Genomic DNA, 26,806 nt, shown 5'->3' on the forward strand with positions numbered 1-26,806 from the left:
CCGTCAGTGGCGCCCGTAGTGGGGCGGCACGTCGCCCAGCAGGCGGTCGTCGTTCTCGCCCGGCGCGCCGCGGCGGGGGGCTGACTCGTCGCCCCAGCCCTCGGCCCGCTCGTCGGCGCTCGTGCCGGGCACCACCGTGCTCTCGGTCCCCCGCCGCACGGCCCGCCGCGGACGCCGACGGCGCCCGGTCTCGGGCTCCGGCTCGGGCTCGGGCTCGGGCTCGGGACGGTCGCGCGCGTCGTCGGGCAGGTTCCGCGGGTCGGGGCTCGGGTCGGCGGTCGTGCTCACGCGTCCCATGGTCCCACCGGCGGGCTACAGGTCCTCGTCGCCGTGCTGCTCGTCGTCGTCGATCACCGGCACGACGACGATCCGGTCGCCCCCGCCCGTCTGCGCGACGCCGCCCGTCTCCGGGAGCCGCGCGTCGCGCACGGCCTGCACGACCCGCCGGATGCGCTCGGCCTCCTTGGCGGGGTCGAGGAACGCGGCGGCGGACCAGACCTGCGCGACCGTCCAGCCGATGCGCTCGAGCCGCTCGGCGACCTGCCGGTCGCGCACGCGGACGCTGCGCTCGGCGACGTAGGCCGCGTCGTCGGTGAGCACGGCGACGAGGAGCTCGCCGGGCAGGTCCGGGTGGCCGACGACGAGCGGGATGCGGTCGCCGTCGCCGATGCCGTAGTCGGTCTCGACGACGAGCCCCGCGCGCCAGAGCCGCTCGGCGAGGTCCAGCACGAGCCGGTCGGGGCTGCCGCCGAGGTCGACGCCGTTGCCCAGCGTGACCTGGTCGGCGGCGCCGCTGCGCTGCTCGGCCAGGTCGAGCACCTCGGCGAGCAGCCGGGCACCCGCGCCGCGCAGTCGCTCGGGGTCGAGGTCGCCCGCCGTGAAGCACGAGACGACGTGGAGACGCCGGCGCGTCGCCCCGACGGCGTCGAGCAGCATGGCCTCGGCGCCCGGGGTGTTGAGGATGCCGAACCGGTGCAGCACGCGGCCGTGCGGGGTCTTCCCGAAGCCGACGGACAGCACGATCGTGTCGCGCACGAGCCCGGCGACGCCGGAGACGTCCGCGACGACGACCGGCTCCCCGCGGGCGCCGGAGAAGAACCCGGCGAGCGCCGGGTTCTGCCGGACCTCGACGAGGAGCGCGTCGCGGATGCGGTCGGCGTGCAGGGGCGTGACGGTGACGATCGCGAGGGACTCGTCCGGCCGGGTGAGCGCGTGCTCGATCGCGACCTCGACGACGCGGTCGACCTCGGCCTGCGTGCTCTCGACCGCGCCGGACGCCGTGTCGGGCATCCCGGCGCCGTCGACGACGTCGAGCTGGACGAGGACCTCCGCGCGCGGCAGCGGCGACGGGCGCAGGACGCCCGCGTAGCCGTGCTCGGCGAGGAACGTGGTGACGAACGGGTCGCGTCGCGAGCCGTCGGCGAGCAGCGCGACGGTGGGCAGGAGCTCGGCGAGCTCGCGGACGGTGTCCGTGGACGCCGCCCGCGGGTCGCCGACGGCGACGACCTGGCGCCCGCGCGCGAGCGCCGACAGCACGAGCTCGACGGGCGTGTGCTCGATCGCGTCGAGCACCACGAGGTCGACGGTGCGGGTCGCCGGCACGAGGTGCGGGACGAGCGTCGGGGTGGCGACGAGCACGGGGCGCAGCCGGCGTAGCACGGCGGGGTGCTGCTCCGCCGTCTCGCGCAGGCTCACGAGCCGGCCCTCGAGCAGCTCGGTGAAGAGGGCCTCCGCCTCGTCGCGGTGCTCGCGCATCGCGGTCCCGAGGTGGTCGCGGACCGCCGCCCGGACGGGCGCCGCGAGGGACGCGACGTGCGCGCGGTCGAGCTCGCGGAACCGGCGCGCGAGCGCGTCGAGGCCCGCGCCGTCCTGCCCGGCGAGCGCCTGGTCCTGCGCGAGGATCTGCTCGAACACCGAGCTCCACCAGGCGAGCTCCAGCTCGGGGCCCACCTCGTCCGCCTCGACGCGGCGTGCCGCGAGGTCGGTGAGGAGCTCGCCGAGGCCGAGGTCGGTGAGCCGGTGCTGGATCGCGGTCCGCGCCGGGAGCGCGTCGAGCGCGGCGGCGTCCTCCGCGAGCGCGTCGAGGCGGGCGGCGAGCGCGTCGAGCGGCATGTCGAGCAGCCCGCCGCCCGCGGGCGTGCCCGCGAGCACCGGCTCCAGCTCCTCGGCGTCGATGCGGACGGCCTCGTGCGTGTCCTCGATGGCCGACAGCCCTTCGGGCAGCACGGGCCAGCCGCCACGGGGGCACTGCTCCTGCCAGACGGCGCGCTGCGCCTGCACCTCGACGAGCGCGGCGTGCAGGTCGGGCACGCGGACGCCCGGCCGCACCATGTCGCGCGCCTGACGACGCAGCCGGCGACGCGCGAACCATCCCATCTCGATCCCGTGCTGCTCGCGCCACTGCTTCGACGCGGTCGCCTCCACCATGTCCTGCGCGGTGCGCTCGAAGATGAGCGGCTGGAACACGTCGAGCGTGCCCCGCATCCCGCCGAGCATGGTGAGCTGGTCGCCCCACTGGCGGAGCGTCGTCGCGGTCGTGAGCCCGGTACGCTCCGCGACCTGCTCGACCTGCGCGCGCAGCTGCGGCAGCGTGTGGGCGCGCAGCCGCTCCACGCGCACGAGGGCGTCGTGCGCCTCCTGCGGCGTGGTGAGCGCCGCGCCGTACCAGGGGGTCGACGTCGCGCGGGCGGTGAAGGCACCGAGCATCGCGGCCTCGCGCAGCTCTGCGGCGACCCGCTCGCGCTGCGGCCCGACGGCGAGCACGACCTCGGTCGTGAGCCGCACCCGCGTGTCCGGCGCCGGACGCTCGGCGGTGAGCCGCGCGAGGGCCTGGAGCGCGTCGTACGCCGACACGCCCCACGGGTCGCGCACGAGGTGCAGCGCCTCGATGTACCCCGCGAGCCGGGCGCGTGCACCGAGCAGGGCGTCGCGCGTGCGCACGAGGTCGTCGTCCTCGACCGGCTCCGGCTCGGTCGCCATCGCGGCGAGCAGCCGGTGCGAGGCGGTCTCGCGCCACGTCGGCTCGGGGGCGACGTCGAGCGCGAGCCCGTCGAGGCCCAGCGCGTCGAGACGGGCGAGGAGCGCGTCGGCGGCGCGGCGGTGGCCCGGCACGTAGAGGACGTGGCGTCCCGACGCCGCGGCCTCCGCGACGACGGCGGCGAGCGTGCCCGCGACGTCGGACCCGGTGGGGGCGTCGACGAACAGGTGCGAGCCGGTCGCGAGGACGTCGACGACGTGCCGCTGGGACGGGTCGAGGTCGCCCGCGCCGCGCTCGAGCACGGGGTCGGCATCGCCGACGCGCGGTGCCGGGAGGTCGGCCCGCAGCGCGGCGGCGGACCGCTCGTCCCCGGCGAGCGCGGCGACGACCTCGTGCCGCTCGAGCGCGGGCGCGAGTTCGTCGAGGTCGTCGACGAGCACCTGGCCCGGGTGCACGAACGTCCCGACGAGGACGCGGTGGGTGAGGTCGAAGTCGTCGAGGACCGCCTGCCCGAGGGCCGCGATCCGCCGGGTCGCGTCGCCCGGGTCGAAGCCCGCGCCGGTGAACGTGGACCGTGCCAGCGTCACGGGGTCGAGGAGCGCGCCGTGCGCCCGGAGCGTGCGCGCGAGGAGCGGGTTGATCTCGGCGGTGGGCTCGAGCGTGAGCTCGTAGTCCGTCTCGCCGTCGCCCCTCGGCGTGACGGTCAGCGGGCGCAGCAGGACGGGCGCGCGCACCGTGCGCGGCGCGGGCTCCTCCTCGGGGCCTGGCACGCCGTCGGAGGGGTCGCCGGGGCGCACGAGCGGCGCGTCCGCGGCGCCGGGGGCCGTCACCGCGGGCTCGACGTCCGCCGGGCCGCTCGCGTCGCCGTCGGCCGGCACCACCGTGGGCGCGCGGCCGGCGACGCGGGCGAGCGCCGCGACGTCGTCCTCGGCGAGGGGCGCCGTCGGGCTCTGGGTCCAGGTCGCCACGCCGATCGCGAGGTACGTCGGGGCGACGCCGTAGCGCTGCGCGTGCTCGGCGGCCCGCACGACGACGGCGCGCGCCCGCCGGCGGGCGGCGGGCAGGGAGCCCCCCTCCCGGAAGAGGTTGGACAACCGGGTCGGCCGCCCCGCGAAGAGCTGGGCGATGCCGGACGGGTGCGCGGCGGTGAGGTCGACGACGGCGTCGCCGAGGAGGGAGACGTCGGCGAGCGACGAGCCTCCGGCGAGCTCGACGAGCCCGGCGCGCCAGCGGGCGACCGCCTCCTCGACGAGGTCGGACGTCGTGGGCTCGGGCACGAGCACGGGGCGCGACGACGTCACGTCGCCGGCCTCGGCGTCGGGCCGGTCGGTCCCGCCGGGAGGGGTGGAGGGCAGCCGAGCAGGATCGGCCACGCTCCGGGCGGCTGAGCTGGTGCGGGCTGCGGCATTCACCCTCCGACGCTAACCGTCCGCCCCGCGCCGCTCGACGCGGCGCGCCGGGGAGGACGCGACCCGCTGCGCCGCACGGCGCCGGGCGACGACCGCACCCGGGCGCGGGTCGCAGCGAGAACGACGAACGGCCCCGGATCACGAGAATTCGCGTTCCGAGGCCGTCGTTTTCGAGCAATTCCGAGATGTTCTCCCGGAGAAGTGTGAAACAGCGCGCACCGCGCAGGGGGCAGGCGATGCGCGCTGTCGAGAACTATCTTGCACGGCGCGCAGCCCAGGCGTCAACACGGCCCGGGCGCTGGACGCACGACCACCCGGCGAGCCGCACAAACGCCTGAGAACGACCTGGACGGGCGTCCACGAGGAGGCGCGGCATTCCGCGGATCCCGGGCCACCGGGCCGCCGTCTCGGCGTGTGGTGCGTATCACATCACGCTCTGCCGGGCGGCCACCGCACGGTCACGACGACCCTCGGCAGGATACGGCCCTCCCCCGCCGTCCGGCGCGCAGGAGCGCCCTGCGACGCGGCGGGTGCGGCGTCCGACGCCCTGACCGGCGGCGTCACAGGATCTTCCCGGTTCCTCTGAGGGCCGGGCACGGCCCCCGTGAGCGAGGTCCACACGGACGTCCTACCGTGGAAGGACGCCCGTGGCCCGACGCCGGTCCCTGGCGCGCGGCCGTCACGGCCGGTGGCGGCGGGCGGACCAGCCCGCCGACGACCGGAAACCAGCACCACGTGACCACGCCCTCCGAGAACCCCCGCCTCGACCGCGACGCCCCGCGCGTCCCGCGCGACGAGCCCGGCCCCGACGCCGGACACCCCGCGGGACGCACCACCGCGGAGCCGGCTCCCGAGAAGGAGCGTGAGGCCCCGGCCCGCCTCTCGCTCACCCAGGTCGTCGCGAGCGCGCTCGCCGCGGTGAGCACCACCGTGCTCCTGTCCTACTTCGGGACCGCCGGGACGATCATCGGCGCCGGCGTCGCCAGCGCGCTGACCGTCGTCGCGAACTACGTCTACACGCGCTCGATCCAGAAGACGCGCGAGCAGCTCGTACCCGTCGTCGGCAAGGTCGTGCAGGCCACCGCGGGCACGGGCACCACGCGTACCCGCACCACCACGGTGGTCGCGTCGGTGCCCCGCGGGGCCGTCGAGCCCGACGCGCGGGCGGACACCGTCGAGACGGCGGTGGCCACCGCCGTCGGCTCGGCAGGGGCCGACGGCGAGGCGGCCGAGGCGGACGGGGCGGACAGCTCCGAGGGTGGCCAGAACCGCTGGCTGCGGCTCATCGACCGGTACGGGCGCGGCCGCGTGCTCACCGTGACGGCGCTCGCCCTGTTCGTCGCCGTGATGGGCGTGGTCCTCGTCGTCGAGCTCGTCCTCGGCAAGCCCCTCGCGGACGCCGTCCGCGGCGTCGAGGGGTCGGGCACGACGATCAGCCACCAGCGGACCCCGAGCACCGAGGACCCGACGACGCCGGCGCCCAGCACACCCTCGCAGGACCCCGCGACCGTCCCGACGCCGGGCCCGAGCCCGTCGCCGTCGACCACGCCGTCCGACGAGCCGTCCACGACGCCCGCGCCCACCCCGGAGCCGACCGTGGACCCCACCCCCGACCCGACGACGCCGGAACAACCCGCCCCGACGCCCTCGCCGGGCCCGGGCGAGGGGGCCGGAGGCGCCGGGGGCACCGGGGGCGGTACCGAGTCCGAGGCGGAGACGGGCACGGGCGGCGGGAGCACCGGGACCGCGCCGACGCCGTCGACGCCGGGCAGCGCGCCCGCCCCGACGCCCGCGTCGGCCTAGTCGACCCGGGCCGACCCGAGCGAGTCCGCACGCGCGAGAGCCCCGCACCCCGGTCCGGGGTGCGGGGCTCTTCTCGCCTGCGCGGCCTACCGCAGGATCGCGTCGATGCGCTCGGCGCAGTCCCCGCCGGCGCGTCCCGCCTCGTCGACGACGACGGACGCGAGCTCGCGCAGGCGGACGTTCTTGTCGTTCGAGACCTGCTTGAGGCGGGCGAACGCCTCGTCCGCGCTCACGCCGTGCGTGGCGATGAGGATGCCCTTCGCCTGCTCGATCGGGCCGCGGCCCTCGGCGGCCGCGGTGATGTCCCGGCGGGCACGCTCCTGCGCGCGCCCCGCCACCGTCGCCGTGATGTCGACGAAGTAGCCGAGCAGCTCGACGACCTCGCCGGACTCGCGGTCGCGGCGCCCCTGCCCCACGAGGACGACGTACCGCTCGACGCCGTGGGCGTCCATGATGCGGTGCACGCTCGAGAACGGCTCACCCGTGGTCGCGGCGCGGTCGAGGACCGCCCGCACGTGCTCACGGTCGTCGGGGTGCTTGTGCGCCAGGACGAGCTCGGTGGTCGGCACCACGTCGCCCGGCTCGAACCCGTGGACCCGGTACGTCTCAGACGACCACCACCAGGTGCCGGTACCCAGGTCGAGGCGATACTGGCCGATCTTCTGACCCGCCCCGCGGGTCAACGAATGGTCGATGGCATGGTCGTCCACGGACATGTCGCGCTCCGTCTTCTCCAGAGGATGAGGAGCCAGGTCCAGACTCAACCCTTCGACCGTACTCCCGAACCGGAGAAGGCGACAGGTGGCGAGCACGGGGAGACGGTTCTTAGGGTGTCCTTGCGGCCGAGGTGCCGCAGGGGGCACCGGTCCGTGAAGAAGCCCGCAGCCGGTGCACCTCTGGCCGAGCGGCGCTCGAGCCGGGCAGGGCGGAGGCCGTCACGCGACTCGGGGTCCGGCGCCGGGGCCCGGGCGCACGCGACCGGGCCCGGACCTCGCGGCCCGGACCCGGTGCTGCTGCGGAAGTCCCGCGTCTACTGCTGGCCCAGGTGCTCGTCAGCCCGCTCGGCGCCCTTGTCGATCTGGTCGTCGTGCTTGCCGCCGGTCGCCTTCGACGCCGCGTCGCCACCCTTGTCCAGCGCGGCGTCGGACGCCTTCTCGCCCTTGTCGCTGTCGAGCGCGTCGGACGCCTTGCCCTTCAGGTCGTCGATCCCCACGATGTCACCTCCGTCCGTCGGCCCGGTCGGGCCGAGACCGCCATCGTGTCCACCGGACGCTCCCGGTCGCACCCTGGCAGGCCCGGCCCCGGACCGGCCGTGCGTTACGGCGTGACGATCGGAAAGTTCGGGTCGAACTCGTCGAGGACCGACGCGTAGGCGTCGAGCACGGAGGTGTCGCCGTCGAGCGTCACCTGCCCGGCGTCCGCGAGCTTCGCCGCCGCCGCGGGCTGCAGCAGCACGGCCGCGACGAGCGGCTTCGGCGCGCGGACCGTGAGGGGTGCGCCGTCGGACGCGCCGGGACGGGCGTTGAGGACGCCGTCGCGCACGCGCACGTTCCACGTCTCGTCCCGGTCGGTGAAGTCCACGTCGAACCGGACGTCGACCTCGGCCGCCTTCTCCCCGACCACGTGCACGGCGGCGTAGTCGAAGAGGATGTCGATCGGCATGCCCGCGACCGTGTCCGGGCTCGCCGTCGCGAACCTCGCGGCGAGGATGCCCTCCCGGAGCTCGCGGGCCGCGGTGAGGAACACCCCGCGCCACTGCGGGCCCTCGGCCTGGTAGCCCATCTGCTCGTAGGCGTCGGCCTGGAGGTTCTTGGCCTCCACGTCGTCCGGGTCCGCGAAGACGAGGTGGTGCAGCACCTGCGCGGCCCACCGGTAGTCGCCGGCCTCGACGGCGCGACGCCCCTCGGCGAGGATCGCGTCGCGCCCGAACGCGGCGACGTAGCGCGTCGCGGTGTCGACGGGCGGGTGCGGGTGCAGCGACACGGGGTCGCCGTCCCACATGCCGAGCTCCTTGGTGAAGACGGCGCGGACGTCGTGGTGGAGCGTCCCGTGGTAGCCGCGGTTGTACCACTTGCGGCGCAGGACCTCGGGCAGCTCGACGACCTCTGCCGCCTCGAGCGGCGTGTACCCCTTGTTCGCCAGGCGCAGCGCCTGGTCGTGGATGTACTTGTACGTGTCGCGCTGCGACTCGAGGAACGCGACGACCTCCGCGTTGCCCCACACCGGCCACGTGTGCGGGCCGTAGTGCACCTCGACCTCGTCGCCCCACCGCACGAGCGTCTCGTCGAGGTAGCGCGCGAAGTTCCGGGCGTCGCGCGTGCGCGCCCCGCGCAGCGTCTGGATGTTGTGCAGCGAGTGGTTCGCGTTCTCCGCGCACGTGAGCGCCTTGAGCTCCGGGATCCAGATGTGCATCTCCTCCGGCGCCTCGGTGTCCGGGGCGTAGAGGAACTCGAACGTCAGGCCCGCGATGTGCCGCGACTGGCCCGTCTCGGTGATCGGGTCCGTGGGCGAGATGTAGGAGACCGTGGGTCCGTCCGCCGTGCCCGACCCGATGCCCGAGCTGACGAACTGCCGCGGGTCGCGGTCCAGCAGGCTCCCGAACGCGTACGACGCGCGGCGGCTCATCGCGTTGCCCGCGACGACGTTCTCGCCGATCGCGTACTTGTCGAACGACGCGATCGTGCCCGGAGCGATGATCGGCACCTTCCCCGAGGCGACGTCCGCCTCGTCCACCACGCCCTTGACGCCGCCGTAGTGGTCGATGTGGGTGTGCGTGTAGATCACGGCGACGACCGGCAGGTCGACCACGTGCTCGCGGAACACCGCCATCCCCGTCCGGGCGAACTCGACCGACGACGCGCAGTCGACCACGATCAGGCCCTCGTCGCCGACGACGATCGTCAGGTTCGCGATGTCCGCGTTGCGGAACTGGTAGATGCGGTCGACCACCCGGTACAGGCCCGCGCGGTGGATGACCTTCGCCTGGCGCCACAGGCTCGGGTTCACCGTGTCCGGGTTCTCGGACGCGTCGTCGTCGAGGAACGCCACGGCGGTGGTGTCGTAGCTGACACGGCCGTCGTCGAGGAGGATCTTCCCGCCGGGGACGTCCGCGAGGTGCCCACGCCGGGCGGTCTCGAAGTCCTCGACGTCGTCGAGCGCGTACAGGGCGCGCGCGTCGCGGTTGGCGGTGGCGGTGGTGGGGGTGGCGTCCTTCGGCGTGTACGGCACGGTGGCTCCCTCGGCAGGCAGGTGACGCGGTCGCGGGAGCGGTGGTCTGGGCGTCGCGCCGCCACGGCGACGCTGCCCGCGGGACGGGAGAACCGCAACCGGAAGTCCCGGGCCGACGGCGGACACCCGTCCGTCCTACCCTGAACGGGTGATCCAGGCGACGGACGAGGGGCCCTTCTTCCACGGGACGAAGGCCGACCTGCAGGCGGGCGACCTGCTGACCGCAGGGTTCCGGTCGAACTACCGGCCCGAGATCGTCATGAACCACGTCTACTTCACCGCGCTCGTCGGCGGCGCCGCGCTGGCCGCCGAGCTGGCGGCCGGGGACGCCGCACCGCGCGTCTACGAGGTCGAGCCGACCGGCCCGTTCGAGGACGACCCGAACGTCACCGACAAGAAGTTCCCGGGCAACCCCACGCGGTCCTACCGGAGCAGCGCGCCCCTGCGGGTGGTCCACGAGGTCGCCGAGTGGCCGCGGCTCAGCCCCGAGGAGCTCGCGAGCTGGCGCGCGCGCCTCGCGGCCCTGCGGACCGAGGAGCGCGGCGAGATCATCAACTGACCGCCGGGGGTCAGGACGTGCGCCGGTGCCGAGCCTCGCGTCCGGCGCCGGAGGCGACCCGGCGCGACCATCTCCGGGTCCGCCACGCGGCGACGCCGACCATGCCGAGCACGGCCACGGCGATCACCGGGGACAGGAGCCACGAGCGGTCGCCCGGCCGGTAGACCACCTGCGGGTCGGAGAAGGCGTCGTGGTGGAGCGTGGGGTGGACGGCGCCCGGCGGCGGGTCCCCCTCGGCCGTCCCGAGGTCCTCGTCGAGGAGCACCCCCTCGATGGTCCGGCCTCCCGTGTCCGACGTCCACGTCCCGGTCCAGGTGCAGACCACCGCGCTCCGGGATCTGTCGCAGCTCTGCTCGACCGGCGTGAAGGTGCCGACCTCGCCGTCGTGCTGCGCGCTCCAGCCGTTGATGGTGCCGGACACCCCGGAGCCGACCGCGACGACCGTGACGCAGGCGAGGACGACGTAGACCACCACCTCGACCGAGGCCGCGATCGCACGCTGGGTCCTCGGGGAACGCATGGCGGCCACCTCTCGGCACGGTCGTCGGGCGAGCCGCCGGGCTCGGAGGTTCCTCGGGGCCGCAGCGAGGTCGGCAAAGCGCCGCCACATCCACGCACCGTGCGCCTGGCCAGATTCGAACTGGCGACACCCGCTTTAGGAGAGCGGTGCTCTATCCCCTGAGCTACAGGCGCGTGGCCCCGGGTCAGGGCCGCAGCACAGCCTAGCCGTCACGGGCGCCCGGACGCGAAGCGCACCGGCGACGCCGGCCCCGGGGACGCGCGAGGATGGGTCGATGTCCGCTCACGTCCCGGCCCAGCCCGTCCCGTCCGCCCCTGACTCCCGCACGACCGCGCCCCGCCGGATCGTCCTCGACTGCGACCCCGGCCACGACGACGCGATCGCGATGCTCCTCGCGCACGGGAGCCCCGCCGTCGAGCTGGTCGCGGTGACGACGGTCGCCGGGAACCAGACGCTCGAGAAGGTGACGCGGAACGCGCTCGCCGTCGCGGAGCTCGCCGGGATCGACGTCCTGGTCGCGGCCGGGTGCGACCGTCCGCTCGTCCGGCCCCGGATCGTCGCGCCGGACATCCACGGCGACTCGGGCATGGACGGGCCGGTGCTGCCCGCCCCGCGCCGCGCCGTCGACGACCGGCACGCGGTGGACCTCATCATCGAGACGGTCCTGGCGGCCGAGCCGGGCGAGATCACGCTCGTCCCGACGGGCCCGCTGACGAACGTCGCGATGGCCGCGCGCAAGGAGCCGCGGATCGTGCCGCGCGTCCGCGAGGTCGTCCTCATGGGCGGCGGGTACCACGTGGGCAACCGGACGCCGGTCGCGGAGTTCAACGTCCTCGCGGACCCGGAGGCGGCGCACGTCGTGCTCACCGAGGCGTGGCCGGTGACGATGGTGGGTCTCGACCTGACGCACCAGGCCGTCGCGACGGCGGACGTGCGCGACGGGATCGCCGCGCTCGGCACCGCCCCGGCCCGGTTCGTCGGCGAGCTGCTGGACTTCTACGGGGCGACGTACCGCACCGCGCAGGGCTTCGCCTCCCCGCCGGTGCACGACCCGTGCGCGGTCGCGTACGTCGTCGACCCGTCGGTCATGACGACGCGCCGCTCGCCGCTGGACGTCGAGCTGCACGGCGGGCTGACGACCGGCATGACCGTCGCCGACCTGCGCGGCGACGAGCCCGGCCCGGAGGAGTGCCGCACGCAGGTCGCGGTCACCCTCGACCACGGCCGGTTCTGGGACCTCGTGCTCGACTCCCTGCGCCGCGTCGGCGACCCCGCCTGACCGCTGGGTGCGCGATCTCGTCGCGCTCGGACCGGGCGAGCGCGACGAGCTCACGCAGTCAGCGAGGGGGCGGGCGTGGGCGACGACGCGGTAGCGCAGTCCGGTGGACGACGTCGCCCAGTCACCCGCTCGCACCGACCACCCGGCGGGGACCTCGGGGCGAACGTGTCGCCGTCGACGACGGTGTCGATCTCGGTGACCACGCATCGGTCCGCCTCGGCGACCGTCGCGGCGTAGAGCTGGGCGCCGCCCATGACCCACACCTCGTTCGAGCCGCTCGTCCGGGCCGCGGTGCGGGCGACCGCGAGCGCCGCGTCGACCGACCCGGCCACGCGCACGGGCGCGCCGCCGTCACCCTCGGGGCGGCCGCCGTCGGGCACCCACGCCTCCTGGCGCGTGACGACGACGTTGAGGCGCCCCGGCAGGGGCCGGAACCGGGGCGGGAGCGAGTCCCACGTGCGGCGGCCCATGACCACGGGGTGGCCCGACGTGACGCGCCGGAAGTGCGCGAGGTCCTCGGGCAGGTGCCACGGCATGGTGCCGCCCGCACCGATGACGGGCCGCCCGGCGGCGTCGCGCGCCTGGGCCCAGATCAGTCCGAGCATCAGACCGCGATCGGCGCCTTGATCGTCGGGTGGTGCTGGTACCCGACGACCTCGATGTCCTCGTACTCGTAGGCGTCGATCGAGTCGCGGGGAGCGAGGCGCAGCGTCGGGTACGGGTACGGGTCGCGCGTGAGCTGCTCGCGCACCTGCTCGACGTGGTTGTCGTAGATGTGCACGTCGCCGCCGGTCCACACGAAGTCGCCGACCTCGAGGCCGGTCTGCGCGGCGACCATGTGGACGAGCAGCGCGTACGACGCGATGTTGAACGGCACCCCGAGGAAGAGGTCGGCCGAGCGCTGGTAGAGCTGGCACGAGAGGCGGCCGTCGGCCACGTAGAACTGGAAGAACGCGTGGCACGGCGGCAGCGCCATGTCCTCGATCTCCCCGACGTTCCACGCGGAGACGATGTGCCGCCGCGAGTCGGGGTTCGCCTTGATCTGCTCGATCACCTGCGCGACCTGGTCGACGTGGCGGCCGTCCGGCGTCGGCCACGAGCGCCACTGGACGCCGTAGACGGGGCCGAGCTCGCCGTCGGCGTCGGCCCACTCGTCCCAGATGCGCACGCCGCGCTCCTGGAGCCAGCGCACGTTCGAGTCGCCGCGCAGGAACCACAGCAGCTCGTACGCGACGGACTTGAGGTGCACGCGCTTGGTCGTGATCAGGGGGAAGCCCTGCGACAGGTCGAAGCGGATCTGCCGCCCGAACACGCTGCGCGTGCCCGTCCCCGTGCGGTCGCCCTTGGGCGTCCCGTGCGCCAGGACGTCGCGCAGGAGGTCCTCGTACGGGGTGGGCACGGGCCCGGGCGCGCTGCCCGACGGCGCGGGCTCGGCGGTGCGCACGGGTGCGGTCGGAACGTCGGTTGCGTCGAGGGCCACGCCCGCCAGTCTAGGCACCGCTCCGGCCCGGCGGCCGGTGACGCTCGGCACGCGCGCGGGAATCGCGCGCGGACGCCGCACGTTCCCCGGAGGGCGGACGCCCCGACGCCGCGACCCGACGAGTGCGAGGATTCACGCATGACGACGCAGCCTGCCGAGAACACCCTGAGCGCCGCCGACGAGGCCGCGCACGACGTCCCCGCGCCGTCGCCCGCCCCGGCCGACGCGCTGTGGGTCGAGCGCACGGGTACCCGCACGTACACGGGCCGGTCGGCGCGCGGCGCCGAGGTCTCGATCGGCCCGGCGAGCGAGGGTGCGGTGTTCACGCCCGGCGAGCTGCTGAAGATCGCCCTCGCGGCGTGCGCGGGCATGAGCACGGACCGCACGTTCGCCCGCCGCCTCGGCGACGACTACGCCGTGACGATCCACGTCCAGGGCGACAAGCTCCTCGAGGAGGAGCGGTACCCGAAGATCACGGGCACGTACGACATCGACCTCACGTCGCTCGACGACGACGCGCGCGACCGGCTCGTCACCGTCGCCGCGCGAGCGATCGACAAGGCGTGCACGGTAGGACGGACGGTCAAGGCCGGCGCCGAGGTCGAGTACCTGTTCCAGCCGGAGGGTGCCGGCCGCGAGGTCGAGACCCAGGACTGACCGCGGGATGACGGGAGGCGCCATGGCGTACCAGCAGGACCCCTCGAGAAGCCCCGTGCCGCGCGGCGGCGTGCCCGAGTACGGGACCCCGCCCCCGGACGCCGGGCGCAGGGACCTCGCGACGCAGGACGCGGTCGAGTGGTCCGCCTACCGGCCGACGCCGCTGCTCGACGCCGCGCTCGACAAGGCGGTGACGATCCCGTCGCACGTCATCCGGGCGCACGTCGACTCGGTGCGCCGGCGCAACCCCGAGGCGAGCCCCGCGCAGATCGTCCGGATCCTCGAGCGCGAGTACCTGCTCGTCATCCAGACGGCGGGCGGCGCCGTCGGCGCGGCGGCCGCCTTCCCCGCGGTCGGGACGGGCGTCGGGATCGCGCTGACGTCGAGCGACGTCGCGACGTTCTTCGCGTCCTCGGCGGCCTTCGCGCTCGCGGTGGCGGACGTGCACGGCATCGCGGTGGACGACGTGGGCCGCCGTCGGGCGCTCCTGCTCGCCACGGTGCTCGGCGAGAAGGGCGCGCGCGACGTCGAGCGCGCGACCCAGGGGTCGGGCCTCGCGTGGGGCAAGGTGCTCCTGACGAGCATGCCCGCCGGGACGCTCGTCAAGGTCAACAAGGCGCTCGGCAACCGGTTCCTGCGCACCCAGCTCGCGAAGCAGTCCGGCCTCGCGCTCGGCCGGCTCGTGCCGTTCGGCGTCGGCGCCGTCGTGGGCGTGGCGGGGGCGCGGGCGCTCGGGCACGGCGTGATCGCCCAGTCGCGGCGCGCGTTCGGGCCGCCGCCGTCGGTGTTCGGCCGGCTCCTCGAGGTCGTGGAGTCGCCCGTGCAGGACGCGCCGCCGCGGCTCGTCCCCGTCCCCGAGGACGCGGAGCCGCGCCGCCGTCGTCGGCTGCTGCCGGGGCGGGGGCGGCGCGACCGCTCCCCCGCCCGCGACGCCGAGTGACGACCCGGGGCGTGCGGCGCGTCGCCGTCGCGCGCGAGCTCGACGTCGACGCGTCCGTCGCGTTCGCGTGGGTCGCGGACCCGCGGACGCACCCGCGGTTCATCCCGCTCACCGTGATGACGACCCCGGCGGGCCGGGGCCCCGAGGTGGGCGACCGGTTCACGATGGTGAGCGGCCCGCTCGTCCGACGCACGGGCCGCGGCTTCCCGGACCGCATGGTCGTCGAGTCGCTCGACCGCCCGTCCGTGGCGGCGGGCCGCCCGGGCAGCACGCGGATCCGCAAGCTGGGACCGGCGCTGCTCGGCGACGCGGGCTTCGAGGTCGTGCCGCTCGGCACGGGCCGCTGCCGGGTCGTGTGGTGGGAGGAGGCGTACCTCGCCGGTCCCGTCCCCCGCGGGATCACGGCGCCCCTCGTCGGGGTCGCGCTGCGCGTCATGATGCACGTCTCGCTGCGCCGCCTCGACGCGCGCCTGCGCGCCCGCCGGTAGCCACGAGCGGCCCGGCTGCCGGGCCGCGCCCCGCGGACGCGACGGACCCGGGGCCCCACGGGACCGACCAGCGTCGGTACCGCGCGACCCCGGGTCCGGGGTGGTGGGTTCAGGCCGTCGGCCCGTCCTCCACCGGGGCGTCCTCCACCGAGGTGTCCTCCGTCGGGCTGCCCGACGACGCACGGTCGGTCGAGGTGTCGGGCACGGCCGGGCCCGCGAGGATCAGGTAGAGCTCGCGACGCGTGCGCTCGAGGAGCTCCGCGGCGGCCGTCGTCTGCTCGTCGGTGCCGGTGCGGGCGACCTGGTGGACCGCCGCGGCCACGGCCTCGACGCCTGCGCGCAGCTCGCGCCGCGGGCGGCCGCCGCGACCGGCGGCGTCGGCGAACGGGTCGCCCAGGTCGTCGGCGTGCTCCGCGACGTACGCGGTGCCCGCCTCGGTGAGCGTCGCGAGGCGGCGCCCGCCGTCGGCCGAGAGCTCGACGAGCCCCTCGTCCTGGAGCAGGTTCAGGGCCGGGTAGACCGCGCCGGGGCTCGGGCGCCACTGGCCCTCGCTGCGCTCCGCGATCTCCTGGATCACCTGGTACCCGTGCATGGGCTGCTCGGCGAGGAGCAGCAGGACGGCGGCGCGGACGTCGCCGCGGCCGGCGCGCCCGGGGCCGCGACCGCGGCCCCCGTGGCGGCGACCGCCGTGACCGGGACCGAAGCCGGGCCCGCCCGGGCCGAACCCGGGGCCTCCCGGCCCGGGACCGAACCCGCGACGGTCGTCGGCCGGACCGCCGGGGCCGAAGCCCCGGCCGCCGTCGGCCGGTCCGCCGAACCCGCGCCCACCACCGCGGCGGGCTCCGCCGCGGCCACGGGGGCCGTCGCCGCGGAACCAGGCCGCGTCGTCGGGCACGGGCGGGAAGCCGTCGCGACGACGGCGGTCCGGGCGCGGCCCGGGTCGCTCGCCGAACGGCTGGGACATGTTCTGGACGTTCTCCGGGGTCCTGCCCCGGTGCTGGTGTGCGTGGTGCATGAGGGGTGTCTCCTGTACGTGGATGTTCGCGGGCTCCGGGTGATCCGCGGAGCGTGGCGGGCCGGTCCGGCCGCGCGGTCGTCGCGAGCCGCGTCTCGGGCTCAGCGATACGGTAACGATATATCGATAGAATATCGCTGTCAACACCCGTGTCGCTCGCACGTCGTCCCAGGACGCGCACCCGTCCCGGACGTACGCTGACTTCCAGCAGCCAACCGGCAGCCCACCAGCAGCACCGGACGCATCCCCCGTCCGGCACCCACCCGGGCCGCACCACCCCGGCGGCCCGGCTCCCGCGAGGAGGCGGCGATGCGCCCAGGCCAGCCCCGGCACTACCTGATGTGCCGGCCGACGTACTTCACCGTCAGCTACGAGATCAACCCCTGGATGGACCGGCGCACACCGGTCGACACCGCGCTCGCGGTCGCGCAGTGGGAACGCCTGCGCGACACCTTCCGCGACCTCGGCCACACCGTCGAGACGATCGACCCCGTCCCCGGCCTGCCGGACATGGTCTACGCGGCCAACGGCGCGACCGTCGTCGACGGCCTCGTCTACTCCGCGCGCTTCACCCACCCCGAGCGCGGGCCCGAGGGCGCCGCCTACCTCAAGTGGTTCGCCGACCACGGGTACGTCACGCACCTCGCGGAGCACGTCAACGAGGGCGAGGGCGACCTGCTGCTGGCCGGCGACGTCGTGCTCGCCGGCACCGGCTTCCGCACCGAGCGCGCCGCGCACGCCGAGGCCGCGGCCCTGTGGGGCCGGGAGGTCGTGACGCTCGAGCTCGTGGACCCGCGGTTCTACCACCTGGACACGGCGCTCACCGTGCTGCGCGGCAACGAGGGCACCGCCGGCAACCGCGGGACCGGCGACGACGCGCACCCCGACGACACCACCCACCCCGCGCTCACCGGCCCGCCGGCCGTCGACGTCGTCTACCTGCCCGCCGCGTTCTCCCCCGCCGCGCAGGAGGTGCTGCGCGAGCGCTACCCCGACGCGCTCCTCGCGACCGAGGAGGACGCCGCCGTGCTCGGCCTCAACGCGGTGAGCGACGGGACGCACGTCGTGCACTCGCCGCGCGCGGGCCGGCTCGCCGCGGCGCTGCGCGAGCGCGGCTACGAGACGGTCGCGGTGGACACGTCGGAGCTCCTGCGCGGCGGCGGCGGGGCCAAGTGCTGCACGCTCGAGATCCGCGAGCCCGCCGTCCACTCCCCGGCGCCGGCCGGGAGCGCGTCGTGACCGCCCAGGAGGTCCGCGCGTCGGACGGCCGCACGGGCGCGAGCAGCGCCACCGGCCCGCTCGGCCGCGACCGGCCCGCTGACGGCAGCGGCGGCGGCGCGCTCGCGCACAACTACTACCCGCTGCCCGTCACGGTCGCGAGCGCCGAGGGGTCGTGGGTCACCGACGTGACCGGTCGCCGCTACCTCGACCTCCTCGCGGGGTACTCGGCGCTCAACTTCGGGCACCGGCACCCCGCGCTCGTCGACGCCGCCACGCGCCAGCTCGGCCGCGTCACGCTCACGTCGCGCGCGTTCGACCACGACCTCCTGCACCCGTTCGCCGAGGCGCTCGCCGCGCTCGTCGGGCCCCTCACCACGGGCGGGGCGGACTCCCTCGTGCTCCCGATGAACACGGGCGCGGAGGCCGTCGAGACCGCGATCAAGACGGCGCGCAAGTGGGGCTACGACGTCAAGGGCGTGCCCCCGGGCGAGGCGACGGTCGTCGTCGGCTCCGGGAACTTCCACGGCCGCACGACGACGATCGTGTCGTTCTCCGACGACCCCGACGCCCGGCGCGGGTTCGACCCGTACACGCCGGGGTTCCGGCTCGTGCCGTACGGCGACGCCGACGCGGTCGCCGCCGCGATCGACGACACGACCGTCGCCGTGCTCCTGGAGCCGGTGCAGGGCGAGTCGGGCGTCGTCGTGCCGCCCGACGACTACTGGCCGCGCCTGCGCGCGATCACGACCGCGCGGGACGTGCTCCTCGTGGCCGACGAGATCCAGTCCGGCCTCGGGCGCGCCGGGGCGACGCTCGCGACCGAGACGTGGGGCGTGCGACCCGACCTCGTGACCCTCGGCAAGGCGCTCGGCGGCGGGATCGTGCCGGTCTCGGCCGTCGTCGGGCGGCGCGACGTGCTCGAGGTGCTCACGCCCGGGACGCACGGCAGCACGTTCGGCGGCAACCCGCTCGCGTGCGCGGTCGGGCTCGCGGTCGTCGAGCTGCTGCGCACGGGCGAGCCGCAGCGACGCGCGCGCGAGCTCGGCACCGGGTTCCAGGACCGTCTCAGCAAGCTCGTCGACGCGGGCCTGCTCGACGGCGTCCGCGGCCTCGGCCTGTGGGCGGGCCTCGACCTCGACCCGGCGCGCGGGACGGGCCGCGACCTCTGCGAGGCGCTGCTCGCGCGCGGCGTCCTCGCCAAGGACACGCACGGCTCGACCATCCGCCTCGCTCCCCCGCTCACCATCGCGGCCGAGGACCTCGAGACCGGGCTGTCCGCCCTGGAGGACGCCCTGACGGACCTTGCGCGGGGTCGGTAGAGTCCGGAGGGTGACCACGCCCGAGCCCACCGCACCCGGTACCACCACCCTCGCGTCGTCCCTCGACGACCTGCGTCGCGCGTACGCCGACCTGCAGGCGCTGGGGCTGAGGCTCGACCTCACGCGGGGCAAGCCCTCGGCCGAGCAGCTCGACCTCTCCGAGGCCCTGCTCGCGCTCCCGGGCGAGGGCGTGCACACGGACGCCGACGGCACGGACGTGCGCAACTACGGCGGCCTCGACGGGCTGCCCCAGCTCCGGCGCATCTTCGCCGAGCTGCTCGGCGTTCCCGTCGAGCAGCTCCTCGCGGGCGGCAACGCGAGCCTCACGCTCATGTACGACACGCTCGTGTACGCGACGCTCTTCGGCGTCCCCGGGTCCGAGCGCCCGTGGGGCCGCGAGGAGAAGGTCCGCTGGATCTGCCCCGTGCCCGGCTACGACCGCCACTTCTCCGTGTGCGAGGCGCTCGGCATCGAGATGGTCACCGTCCCCATGACGGCGGACGGCCCCGACGCCGCGGCCGTCGCCGCGCTCGTCGCCGACGACCCGACGATCAAGGGCATGTGGGTCGTGCCGACGTACGCGAACCCCGACGGCTCGGTCGTCACGGAGGAGGTCGCGCGGGCGCTCGTGTCCGTGCCCGCCGCCGCCCCGACTTCCGCATCCTGTGGGACAACGCGTACGCCCTGCACCACCTCACCGACGACGAGGTCCGCAGCGCCGACGCGATCGCGCTCGCCGCCGAGGCCGGCCACCCGGACCGCGTGATCCTCTATGCCTCGACGTCGAAGATCACGTTCGCCGGCGCAGGCGTCGCGTTCCTCGCGTCGTCCCCCGGGAACGTCGCCTGGTACAAGAAGCACCTGTCCGCCCAGTCCATCGGCCCGGACAAGGTCAACCAGCTCCGGCACGCGCTGTTCTTCGGCGACGCCGACGGCGTGCGGGCCCACATGCGCAAGCACCGCGACATCATCGCCCCCAAGTTCGACGCCGTGACGAGCATCCTCGCCGACCGCCTCGGCGCCACCGGCGTCGCGTCGTGGACCGAGCCGAAGGGCGGCTACTTCGTCAGCCTCGAGGTCGTGCCGGGCACCGCGTCGCGCGTCGTCGAGCTCGCGAAGGCCGCCGGCATCGCGCTCACGCCCGCGGGCGCCCCGTTCCCCTACGGCAAGGACCCGGAGGACAAGGTCCTCCGCCTCGCCCCGACCCTCCCCCGATCGAGGAGGTCCGCGTCGCGATGGACGGCGTCGCGACGTGCGTCCTCCTCGCGGCCGCGGAGCACGCCGCTCGGTAGAGGGCCCCGGACCCGCGAGGTAGAGCCTCCGGTCGCGAGAGAGAGCCCCCGGGATCTCCCTCGCGGCCGGAGGCTCTACCTCGTTCCGGCACGTCTCTTCGCTCCTGGCGCATCGCGCTGGTCAGCGTCCCCTTCTCCGGCGCACGATGAGAGGGGTGCGCGACCGATGAGTTCTGCCGGCCCGGGCGGTCGGTGGGTGCGTGGGTGGCCCGGACGCTCCGGGCGGCCCGTCGGCAACGGCCAGGAGGGGACATGACCGAACCTGCACGCGGCGACCTCGCCGTCGAGGCGCGCGGCCTCGTCAAGCACTTCACGACCGGGAAGTCGGTGACCAAGGCGGTCGACGGCATCGACCTCCTCATCCCCGAGGGCACCGTGTTCGGCGTCCTCGGGCCGAACGGCGCGGGCAAGACGACCGCCGTCCGTATGCTCGCGACGCTCCTGCGCCCCGACGCGGGCACGGCGCGGGTCCTCGGCCACGACGTCGTGCACGACGCCGACAAGGTGCGGTCCGTCGTCGGGCTCACCGGGCAGTACGCGTCGGTGGACGAGGACCTCACGGGCACGGAGAACCTCGTCATGCTCGCGCGGCTGTACGGGTTCCTCGGCGGCACGGCACGCGGTCGCTCGGCCGAGCTTCTCGACGCGTTCGGGCTCGGGGACGCCGGCGACCGCCAGGTGAAGACGTACTCGGGCGGTATGCGGCGGCGCATCGACCTCGCGGCGAGCCTCGTCATGAGCCCGCGCGTCATCTTCCTCGACGAGCCGACCACCGGGCTCGACCCTCGCAGCCGCAACCAGGTGTGGGACATCGTGCGCGTGCTCGTCGCCGACGGCGCGACCGTGCTGCTCACGACCCAGTACCTCGAGGAGGCGGACCAGCTCGCCGACCGCATCGCCGTGATCGACCACGGCAAGGTCATCGCGGAGGGCACCGCGACCGAGCTCAAGCGGTCGGTGGGCGAGGGCGCGGTCCACCTGCGCCTCGCCGACGCGACGCAGCGGGGCCGGGCCGCGGAGGTCGTGGGTGCGCTGCTCGGCACGGACATCACGCTCGCGAACGACCCGTACGCGTTCACCGCGCGCGTGCCCGACGACGGCGCGGCGGACGTCGCGCGGATCCTGCCCGCCCTCGGCGACGAGGGAATCGTGGTGCCCGAGTTCACGCTGGGGCAGCCGAGCCTCGACGAGGTCTTCCTCGCGCTCACCGGCCAGCCCATGGACGACGACGAGACGATCGAGGAGGTGGCCTGATGGCCGCGGACCCCACGACCACCGCCGCGGAGCTGCGCGCCCCGGAGGCGAACGCGCTGCGCGCGGCGGTCGCGCTCGACCGGCGGCCGGACCGGCCGTCACCCGTCTCGGCGACCCTGACGTACACCTGGCGCGCGCTGCTGAAGATCAAGCACGTGCCCGAGCAGCTGTTCGACGTCACGGTCTCGCCGATCATCTTCACGCTGATGTTCACGTACCTGTTCGGCGGCGCGCTCGCCGGCGACGTGCAGAGCTACCTGCAGTTCCTGCTGCCCGGCATCCTCGTGCAGGCGGTGCTCTTCACGACGATCTACACGGGCTACACGATGAACACGGACATCAGCAAGGGCGTGTTCGACCGGTTCCGGTCGCTGCCCGTGTGGCGGCCCGCGCCGATCGTCGGCGCGCTGCTCGGCGACACCGTGCGCTACACGATCGCCTCGGTCGTGACCCTCGCGCTCGGCCTCGTGCTGGGCTTCCGCCCGCCGGGCGGCGTCGTCGGCGTGGTCCTGGGGATCGTGCTGCTGCTGGTGTTCGCGTTCGCGCTCAGCTGGGTGTTCACGGCGCTCGGGCTCGTGCTGCGTTCCCCCAACGCCGTCATGGGCACGTCGATGCTCGTGCTCATGCCGCTCACGTTCGCGTCGAACATCTTCGTCGACCCGTCGACGATGCCCGTCGTGCTGCAGCGCTTCGTCGACGTCAACCCGGTCACGCACCTCGTCACCGCGGTGCGCGGGCTCATGGCGGGCGAGCCCGCGACGGAGGGGATCGTGTGGGTCCTCGTGGCGTCCGTCGTCCTCACCGCGATCCTCGCCCCGATCACCATGCGGCTGTACCGCAACCGGAGCTGACCGCGCGCCGGGGCACCACGGGCCGTGGTGCCTCGGCGTGCCGGGGGCTCAGCCCTCCTGGGCCGCCGGTTCGTCGTCCTCGCACTTCTTGGTCACGACCATGACGGGGCACGCGGAGTGGTGCAGCACGGCCTGGCTCGTGGAGCCCAGCAGCAGGCCGCGGAACCCGCCCCGCCCGCGCGAGCCCACGACGATGAGATCGGACGCCGTGGAGAACTCCGTGAGGAGCTCCGCACCCGTGCCGTCGAGCACGATGCGCTTGATCGTCAGCCCGGGGTGCTCCGCCTCGTGGCGGTCGATGATGACGTTCAGCCCCTCGGTGACGTCGGCCAGGACCTGCTCGTGGTCGATCGACGCCGGCAGCCACGCGAGGAGGCCCGCACCGGCACCGACGGGGACGCCGGCGACCGCGACGAGCTCGGCGTCCCAGGCGCGGGCCTGACGGATCGCGTGCCGCAGCGCGATCTCCGCGGACGGCGACCCGTCCACCCCGACGACGATCCGGCGCAGGTCCCGCACCGGCGGCAGCTCCTGCGCGCCGCCCTCGTCGTCCTTCCCGCCCGCGCGGTACGGCACGACGACCGTCGGGCAGTGCGCGTGCGCGGGCAGCGCGGAGGAGACGGTGCCGAGCAGCCGCTCGGTGAAGCCGCCGCGCCCCCGCGTGCCGACGACGACGAGCGCGTGCTCGCGCGACATCTCGACGAGGACCCCCGCGGCGTCGCCGGTCGTGACGGTCGCCGTCGTGCGGACCCCGGCGCCCTCGGCGCGGGCGCGAGCCTCTTCCAGGACGGCGCGCGCGCCCTCCTGGATGGCCGAGTCGTCGAGGGCCGCGTAGCCGCCGTCGAGCGACGCCGCCGTGAACGACGGCAACGAGTAGGTGCACACGATGTGGAGGGGCCACCCCACGCGCAGCGCGTACGCCGCGGCCCAGTCCAGGGCGTGGAGGCTCGGCGCCGAGCCGTCGACACCGACGAGGACGGATTCCGTGCGGGTCATGAGCGACTCTCCTCTCGACGGCCCGGTGCCATCGGACGACCAACCTAGCCGAGACCAGGCCCGGCCGTCCGTCTGCCACGAGTCACGAACACGTCAAGAATGCCACGAACCCCGCCCGCTCGCGCTGAGTGCGAGCGGACGGGGTTCGTCCAGCCAGTGACCGCGGGGGTCCTGATCGGGTGAGCGATCAGGCCACGCGGATGAAGGTGGGGTTCGACTGCCAGATCTGGCGGAACTGGACCGACTTCCCGGGACGCGGGGCGTCGATCATCATGTTGTCGCCCGCGTAGATGGCGATGTGGCCCGGCGTCCAGATGAGGTCGCCCGGCTGCGCCTGGTCGCGCGACACCTTGGTGCCGACCGAACCCTGGGCGCCCGACGTGCGCGGCAGGTTGATGCCGACCTGGGCGTAGACGTAGCTGGTGAAGCCCGAGCAGTCGAAGCCGTCGGGGGTGGTGCCGCCGTAGACGTACGGGACGCCCACGTAGCGGGCCGCGATCGAGACGATCGACGAGCCGTAGGCCGACGCCGGGGCGCCGACGGAGGCCTCCTGCTGGGCCGAGGCCTGCGACTCGTCGGACGACGACTGCGTGGACTGGCGCTCCTGCGTGCGGCTCGTCTGCGTGGTGCGGACGGGCTCGGGCTCGGGCTCCGGCTCCGGCTCGGGGGCCGGGGTCACGGTGACCGGGGCCTCCTCGATGGTGAACGCCGCGTCGGCCGCGACGGTCACGGCCGGGGCGGCCTCGAGGGCCTGGCGGGCCTGCGCGGTGAGGGCGCTGAGGTCGACGGCGTTGAGCTTGCCGGACTCGTTGTCGACCGGGGCGGCCGTCGCGGGGGCGGCGGCGCCGATCATCGAGACGATGAGGCCGGAGGACGCGGCGACGACGGCGGTACGACGACCGACGCTCGACATCTGGTCCGATGCGGCCTGGGCGATGGTGCTGAGTGGCGTCACGGGACGCCGCGCCGCGCGGTGGCGGGCGCGAGTCGTGCTCACGGTCACTGTTGCCTCTCCTGGACGCCTGCGAGGTCAGCTGTCGGGTTCGGGTGGAAGAGTCACCCGGCCTGGCGGACCGGAGTCCGTCGGGCTTCACCCCAAGGGCGCTGTCTCCAGCACCCGGAAGTGGGTCCCCCGTCCCTGTCATCGGGTCGTCGTGGGCCTCTCGCGGTGACAGGGTTAGGCGTTCCGCGCGAGGTCTCCGCCAGATGGGTATCCCGACGGAGCAGGACGACCGTACAGGACCCCTCGGCAAAAGTCACGTTCCCATTACGACGGAACACGGCCCCTCGCATCGCCGCAGGTCACGGCGTTTCCCCCGGTGAACGGGCGGCTATCCGCGGGCGACGAAGAGGTGGCGCGCGACGTCGTCGGGCAGGTCGAGGACGACCGGCGCACCCTCTCCCTGCACGGTGACCCCGCCGGCCGGCGCCGGGCGCACCACGAGCGTGCGGCGCGGCAGCACCCCGGCCTGGGCGAACCGCGCGAGGAGCTCGACGTCGACCTGGACCGGCTCGGCGATCCGCTGGAGCACGACGCGCACCTCGCCGCCGCCGAGACCGTGCTGGGCGAGGTGGACGGGGAGCGACACGACGCCGTCGAGGAAGTCGACCTCCTCGAGCTGCTCCCCGAGCTCCGGCAAGCCCGGGATGGGGTTGCCGTACGGGTCGAAGTGCGGGTGGTCGAGCAGCCCGAGGAGCCGCTCCTCGACGAGCTCGCTCATCACGTGCTCCCAGCGGCACGCCTCGGTGTGCACGTACTCCCAGTCGAGCTTGATGACGTCCGTGAGGAGCCGCTCGGCGAGCCGGTGCTTGCGCATGACGCGCGTCGCCTTCTCGTGGCCCGCGGGCGTGAGCTCGAGGTGGCGGTCCCCCGTGACGACGACGAGCCCGTCGCGCTCCATGCGCGCCACCGTCTGCGACACCGTGGGCCCCGAGTGGCCGAGGCGCTCCGCGATGCGCGCGCGCAGCGGGACGATGCCCTCCTCCACGAGCTCGTAGATCGTCTTCAGATACATCTCGGTGGTATCGATCAGATCGGTCACGTCACGCTCCCAGTCGCTCGTCGGCTCGGGGCGCCCGGTCGTCGCTCCACGGGGCGCCTGCCCGCACCGGCGGGCCGCTGGGGGTCAGTCTATGGCGAGCCCGTGACCCGACCGCGGTGTCGTCCAGAGGCACCCGTGGTGCCTGGTGGCCCGCGCCTCCCCGCGGGCCCCGGCGCGGACCCTGCGGTGACGCACGGCCTGTGGACGAGGCTCCCGGGGTGCGCCGCGCGCGCGTAGGGTGACGCCGTGCCCGATCTCGCGAACACCTCGATCACGATCCCCTCGGACCTCCTGCCGGCCGACGGCCGCTTCGGGTCCGGGCCCTCCAAGGTCCGCGCCGCGCAGGTCCGGGCGCTGTCCGACGCCGGCACCTCCCTGCTGGGGACGTCCCACCGGCAGGCGCCCGTCCGGTCGCTCGTGCGCCGCACGCGCGAGGGCCTCGCCACGCTGTTCGCGCTGCCCGACGGCTACGAGGTCGTGCTCGGCAACGGCGGCTCCACGACGTTCTGGGACGTCGCGACGGCATGCCTCGTCCGCTCGAAGGCGCAGCACGCAGCGTTCGGCGAGTTCGGCGCGAAGTTCGCCGCCGCGACGACCGCCGCACCCTTCCTGGAGCCGTCCCAGGTGATCTCGGCCCCTGCGGGGACCGTCGCGCTCCCGGAGCCCGCCGACGACGTCGACGTGCACGCGTGGCCGCACAACGAGACCTCGACCGGCGCGATGGCGCCCGTGCGCCGCGTCCCCGGCTCGCGCGAGCGCGGCGCGCTCACGCTCGTGGACGCCACGTCCGGCGCGGGCGCGATCCCCGTGGACGTCGCGGAGACCGACGTCTACTACTTCGCGCCGCAGAAGGTCTTCGGGTCGGACGGCGGCCTGTGGCTCGCGCTGTGCTCGCCCGACGCGCTCGCGCGCGCGGACGAGGTCGAGAGCAGCGGCACCCGCTGGCTCCCGGAGTCGCTGTCGCTGCGCACGGCCGCGGCGAACTCGCGCCAGGACCAGACGCTCAACACGCCCGCGATCGCGACGCTCGTCATGCTCGCGGAGCAGGTGGAGTGGCTCCTGGGCAACGGGGGCCTGGAGTGGGCCGCCGCCCGGTCCGCCGAGTCGGCCGCGCACCTCTACGGGTGGGCGGACTCGCGCGAGTGGGCGACGCCGTTCGTCGCGAACCCGGCGGAGCGGTCGACGGTCGTCGGCACGATCGACCTGGACGACGCGATCGACGCGACGACCGTCGTCGCCGCGCTGCGCGAGAACGGCGTGCTCGACGTCTTCCCGTACCGCAAGCTCGGCCGCAACCAGCTGCGCGTCGCCATGTTCCCGGCGATCGAGCCCGACGACGTCCGCGCCCTCACCGCGTGCGTGGACCACGTCGTCGACCACCTCGGCTGACGAGCGCGACCGAGGTCCGCGCCCAGCACGAGGCCGGTGCCGCCCGGGAGACCGGGGTGGCACCGGCCTGGTGGCTCGGGCGGGAGT

General features: G+C 74.9%; 23 protein-coding genes, 1 tRNA gene, 1 pseudogene and 1 riboswitch. Of the genes and pseudogenes, 12 read left to right on the forward strand and 13 right to left on the reverse strand.

The features are described 5' to 3' along the window. Nucleotides 1-3: 3 nt before the first annotated feature. Both BJP59_RS13460 and BJP59_RS13465 read right to left on the reverse strand, forming a co-directional pair. The gene (locus BJP59_RS13460) at nt 4-288 is read right to left on the reverse strand and encodes a hypothetical protein (protein WP_194523153.1); all 285 of its coding nucleotides are present in this window, start codon (nt 286-288) and stop codon (nt 4-6) included. 24 nt (nt 289-312) lie between these two features. Continuing rightward, entirely contained in the window at nt 313-4,350 is a 4,038-nt protein-coding gene (locus BJP59_RS13465) for a hypothetical protein (protein WP_228485064.1), read from the reverse strand. Nucleotides 4,351-5,121: 771 nt separating this feature from the next. On the opposite strand from BJP59_RS13465, the gene BJP59_RS13470 reads away from it, so the two are divergent. Further along, nucleotides 5,122-6,189: a hypothetical protein gene (locus tag BJP59_RS13470; RefSeq protein WP_194521172.1), complete on the forward strand. Its 1,068-nt coding sequence runs from the start codon at nt 5,122-5,124 to the stop codon at nt 6,187-6,189. 86 nt (nt 6,190-6,275) lie between these two features. Here BJP59_RS13470 and BJP59_RS13475 read toward each other — a convergent pair whose 3' ends face one another. From BJP59_RS13475 to BJP59_RS13485, 3 genes are all read right to left on the reverse strand, one after another. Then, nucleotides 6,276-6,905 (reverse strand): PAS and ANTAR domain-containing protein, encoded by a 630-nt coding sequence (locus BJP59_RS13475; protein ID WP_194521173.1) that lies wholly within the window; start codon nt 6,903-6,905, stop codon nt 6,276-6,278. A 314-nt stretch (nt 6,906-7,219) separates the two neighbouring features. After that, nucleotides 7,220-7,402, reverse strand: a complete 183-nt coding sequence (locus BJP59_RS13480) for an antitoxin (RefSeq protein WP_076406227.1) — start codon at nt 7,400-7,402, stop codon at nt 7,220-7,222. 104 nt (nt 7,403-7,506) lie between these two features. Then, a complete protein-coding gene (locus BJP59_RS13485) occupies nt 7,507-9,417 on the reverse strand; it encodes an alkyl/aryl-sulfatase (protein ID WP_194521174.1) in 1,911 nt (636 codons plus the stop codon). A gap of 148 nt (nt 9,418-9,565) precedes the next feature. On the opposite strand from BJP59_RS13485, the gene arr reads away from it, so the two are divergent. Then, on the forward strand, nt 9,566-9,976 hold the full coding sequence (gene arr, locus BJP59_RS13490; RefSeq protein WP_194521175.1) for an NAD(+)--rifampin ADP-ribosyltransferase: 411 nt from the start codon (nt 9,566-9,568) through the stop codon (nt 9,974-9,976). A gap of 10 nt (nt 9,977-9,986) precedes the next feature. On the opposite strand, the gene BJP59_RS13495 is transcribed toward arr, so the two are convergent. Together BJP59_RS13495 and BJP59_RS13500 are read right to left on the reverse strand one after the other, a co-directional pair. Continuing rightward, complete coding sequence (locus BJP59_RS13495; RefSeq protein WP_194521176.1) at nt 9,987-10,496, reverse strand: hypothetical protein; 510 nt, start codon at nt 10,494-10,496, stop codon at nt 9,987-9,989. Nucleotides 10,497-10,596: 100 nt separating this feature from the next. Next, a tRNA-Arg gene (locus BJP59_RS13500) sits at nt 10,597-10,669 on the reverse strand. A gap of 101 nt (nt 10,670-10,770) precedes the next feature. Here BJP59_RS13500 and uriH point away from each other — a divergent pair. Further along, the gene (gene uriH / locus BJP59_RS13505) at nt 10,771-11,775 is read left to right on the forward strand and encodes a uridine-preferring nucleoside hydrolase UriH (RefSeq protein ID WP_194521177.1); all 1,005 of its coding nucleotides are present in this window, start codon (nt 10,771-10,773) and stop codon (nt 11,773-11,775) included. 50 nt (nt 11,776-11,825) lie between these two features. On the opposite strand, the gene BJP59_RS13510 is transcribed toward uriH, so the two are convergent. Next, complete coding sequence (locus tag BJP59_RS13510) at nt 11,826-12,380, reverse strand: dihydrofolate reductase (protein WP_269467722.1); 555 nt, start codon at nt 12,378-12,380, stop codon at nt 11,826-11,828. Next, nucleotides 12,380-13,174, reverse strand: a complete 795-nt coding sequence (locus tag BJP59_RS13515; protein WP_194523064.1) for a thymidylate synthase — start codon at nt 13,172-13,174, stop codon at nt 12,380-12,382. The genes BJP59_RS13510 and BJP59_RS13515 overlap by 1 nt, the downstream gene beginning before the upstream one ends. Nucleotides 13,175-13,393: 219 nt before the next feature. Here BJP59_RS13515 and BJP59_RS13520 point away from each other — a divergent pair, with 219 nt between their 5' ends. Genes BJP59_RS13520 through BJP59_RS13530 form a run of 3 tightly spaced genes read left to right on the forward strand, consistent with a single transcriptional unit; the run spans nt 13,394 to nt 15,340 of the window. Continuing rightward, nucleotides 13,394-13,912, forward strand: a complete 519-nt coding sequence (locus tag BJP59_RS13520; RefSeq protein ID WP_081895945.1) for an OsmC family protein — start codon at nt 13,394-13,396, stop codon at nt 13,910-13,912. A 22-nt stretch (nt 13,913-13,934) separates the two neighbouring features. Beyond that, on the forward strand, nt 13,935-14,852 hold the full coding sequence (locus BJP59_RS13525) for a hypothetical protein (RefSeq protein ID WP_228485065.1): 918 nt from the start codon (nt 13,935-13,937) through the stop codon (nt 14,850-14,852). An 11-nt stretch (nt 14,853-14,863) separates the two neighbouring features. Continuing rightward, nucleotides 14,864-15,340, forward strand: coding sequence for an SRPBCC family protein (locus tag BJP59_RS13530; protein WP_051028110.1), 477 nt, complete (start codon nt 14,864-14,866; stop codon nt 15,338-15,340). Between the two features lie 109 nt (nt 15,341-15,449). On the opposite strand, the gene BJP59_RS13535 is transcribed toward BJP59_RS13530, so the two are convergent. Continuing rightward, nucleotides 15,450-16,355 carry a PadR family transcriptional regulator gene (locus BJP59_RS13535; protein ID WP_228485066.1) on the reverse strand — a complete coding sequence of 302 codons (906 nt, stop codon included), beginning with the start codon at nt 16,353-16,355 and terminating at the stop codon, nt 15,450-15,452. A 309-nt stretch (nt 16,356-16,664) separates the two neighbouring features. Here BJP59_RS13535 and ddaH point away from each other — a divergent pair, with 309 nt between their 5' ends. The 5 genes and pseudogenes from ddaH (at nt 16,665) to BJP59_RS13560 (ending at nt 22,292) form a co-directional block, all read left to right on the forward strand. Beyond that, complete coding sequence (gene ddaH / locus BJP59_RS13540; protein ID WP_194521178.1) at nt 16,665-17,594, forward strand: dimethylargininase; 930 nt, start codon at nt 16,665-16,667, stop codon at nt 17,592-17,594. Continuing rightward, a complete protein-coding gene (gene rocD, locus BJP59_RS13545; protein ID WP_194521179.1) occupies nt 17,591-18,895 on the forward strand; it encodes an ornithine--oxo-acid transaminase in 1,305 nt (434 codons plus the stop codon). The genes ddaH and rocD overlap by 4 nt, the downstream gene beginning before the upstream one ends. A gap of 10 nt (nt 18,896-18,905) precedes the next feature. Continuing rightward, nucleotides 18,906-20,187 (forward strand): annotated as a pseudogene (locus BJP59_RS13550) (aminotransferase class I/II-fold pyridoxal phosphate-dependent enzyme). A 252-nt stretch (nt 20,188-20,439) separates the two neighbouring features. Beyond that, nucleotides 20,440-21,441 carry a daunorubicin resistance protein DrrA family ABC transporter ATP-binding protein gene (locus BJP59_RS13555; RefSeq protein ID WP_034651234.1) on the forward strand — a complete coding sequence of 334 codons (1,002 nt, stop codon included), beginning with the start codon at nt 20,440-20,442 and terminating at the stop codon, nt 21,439-21,441. After that, nucleotides 21,441-22,292, forward strand: coding sequence for an ABC transporter permease (locus BJP59_RS13560; RefSeq protein WP_051028222.1), 852 nt, complete (start codon nt 21,441-21,443; stop codon nt 22,290-22,292). Before BJP59_RS13555 ends, BJP59_RS13560 begins: the two co-directional genes overlap by 1 nt. 48 nt (nt 22,293-22,340) lie before the next feature. Here BJP59_RS13560 and BJP59_RS13565 read toward each other — a convergent pair whose 3' ends face one another. The 3 genes from BJP59_RS13565 to BJP59_RS13575 all read right to left on the reverse strand — a co-directional run bounded on the left by BJP59_RS13565 (nt 22,341) and on the right by BJP59_RS13575 (nt 25,330). Then, nucleotides 22,341-23,288, reverse strand: a complete 948-nt coding sequence (locus BJP59_RS13565; RefSeq protein ID WP_076406209.1) for a universal stress protein — start codon at nt 23,286-23,288, stop codon at nt 22,341-22,343. 187 nt (nt 23,289-23,475) lie between these two features. Further along, the gene (locus tag BJP59_RS13570) at nt 23,476-24,285 is read right to left on the reverse strand and encodes a C40 family peptidase (RefSeq protein ID WP_442861512.1); all 810 of its coding nucleotides are present in this window, start codon (nt 24,283-24,285) and stop codon (nt 23,476-23,478) included. Nucleotides 24,286-24,292: 7 nt separating this feature from the next. After that, nucleotides 24,293-24,453, reverse strand: a riboswitch (cyclic di-AMP (ydaO/yuaA leader). A 166-nt stretch (nt 24,454-24,619) separates the two neighbouring features. Further along, nucleotides 24,620-25,330, reverse strand: a complete 711-nt coding sequence (locus BJP59_RS13575) for a metal-dependent transcriptional regulator (RefSeq protein ID WP_021482469.1) — start codon at nt 25,328-25,330, stop codon at nt 24,620-24,622. Between the two features lie 246 nt (nt 25,331-25,576). Here BJP59_RS13575 and serC point away from each other — a divergent pair, with 246 nt between their 5' ends. Next, the gene (serC, locus tag BJP59_RS13580) at nt 25,577-26,719 is read left to right on the forward strand and encodes a phosphoserine transaminase (protein ID WP_228485068.1); all 1,143 of its coding nucleotides are present in this window, start codon (nt 25,577-25,579) and stop codon (nt 26,717-26,719) included. Nucleotides 26,720-26,806 lie beyond the last annotated feature (87 nt).

The sequence above is a fragment of the Cellulosimicrobium sp. JZ28 genome, from assembly GCF_015327065.1.
GTDB lineage: Bacteria > Actinomycetota > Actinomycetes > Actinomycetales > Cellulomonadaceae > Cellulosimicrobium > Cellulosimicrobium funkei.

What these genes read in the sequence shown, in the direction of transcription:
- BJP59_RS13525 (WP_228485065.1), top strand. Translation starts at nt 13,935, where the DNA reads ATGGCGTACCAGCAGGACCCCTCGAGAAGCCCCGTGCCGCGCGGCGGC.
- BJP59_RS13495 (WP_194521176.1), bottom strand. Translation starts at nt 10,496, where the DNA reads ATGCGTTCCCCGAGGACCCAGCGTGCGATCGCGGCCTCGGTCGAGGTG.
- BJP59_RS13475 (WP_194521173.1), bottom strand. Translation starts at nt 6,905, where the DNA reads ATGTCCGTGGACGACCATGCCATCGACCATTCGTTGACCCGCGGGGCG.
- BJP59_RS13520 (WP_081895945.1), top strand. Translation starts at nt 13,394, where the DNA reads ATGACGACGCAGCCTGCCGAGAACACCCTGAGCGCCGCCGACGAGGCC.
- BJP59_RS13565 (WP_076406209.1), bottom strand. Translation starts at nt 23,288, where the DNA reads ATGACCCGCACGGAATCCGTCCTCGTCGGTGTCGACGGCTCGGCGCCG.
- uriH (WP_194521177.1), top strand. Translation starts at nt 10,771, where the DNA reads ATGTCCGCTCACGTCCCGGCCCAGCCCGTCCCGTCCGCCCCTGACTCC.
- BJP59_RS13555 (WP_034651234.1), top strand. Translation starts at nt 20,440, where the DNA reads ATGACCGAACCTGCACGCGGCGACCTCGCCGTCGAGGCGCGCGGCCTC.
- ddaH (WP_194521178.1), top strand. Translation starts at nt 16,665, where the DNA reads ATGCGCCCAGGCCAGCCCCGGCACTACCTGATGTGCCGGCCGACGTAC.
- BJP59_RS13560 (WP_051028222.1), top strand. Translation starts at nt 21,441, where the DNA reads ATGGCCGCGGACCCCACGACCACCGCCGCGGAGCTGCGCGCCCCGGAG.
- BJP59_RS13535 (WP_228485066.1), bottom strand. Translation starts at nt 16,355, where the DNA reads ATGCACCACGCACACCAGCACCGGGGCAGGACCCCGGAGAACGTCCAG.
- BJP59_RS13510 (WP_269467722.1), bottom strand. Translation starts at nt 12,380, where the DNA reads ATGCTCGGACTGATCTGGGCCCAGGCGCGCGACGCCGCCGGGCGGCCC.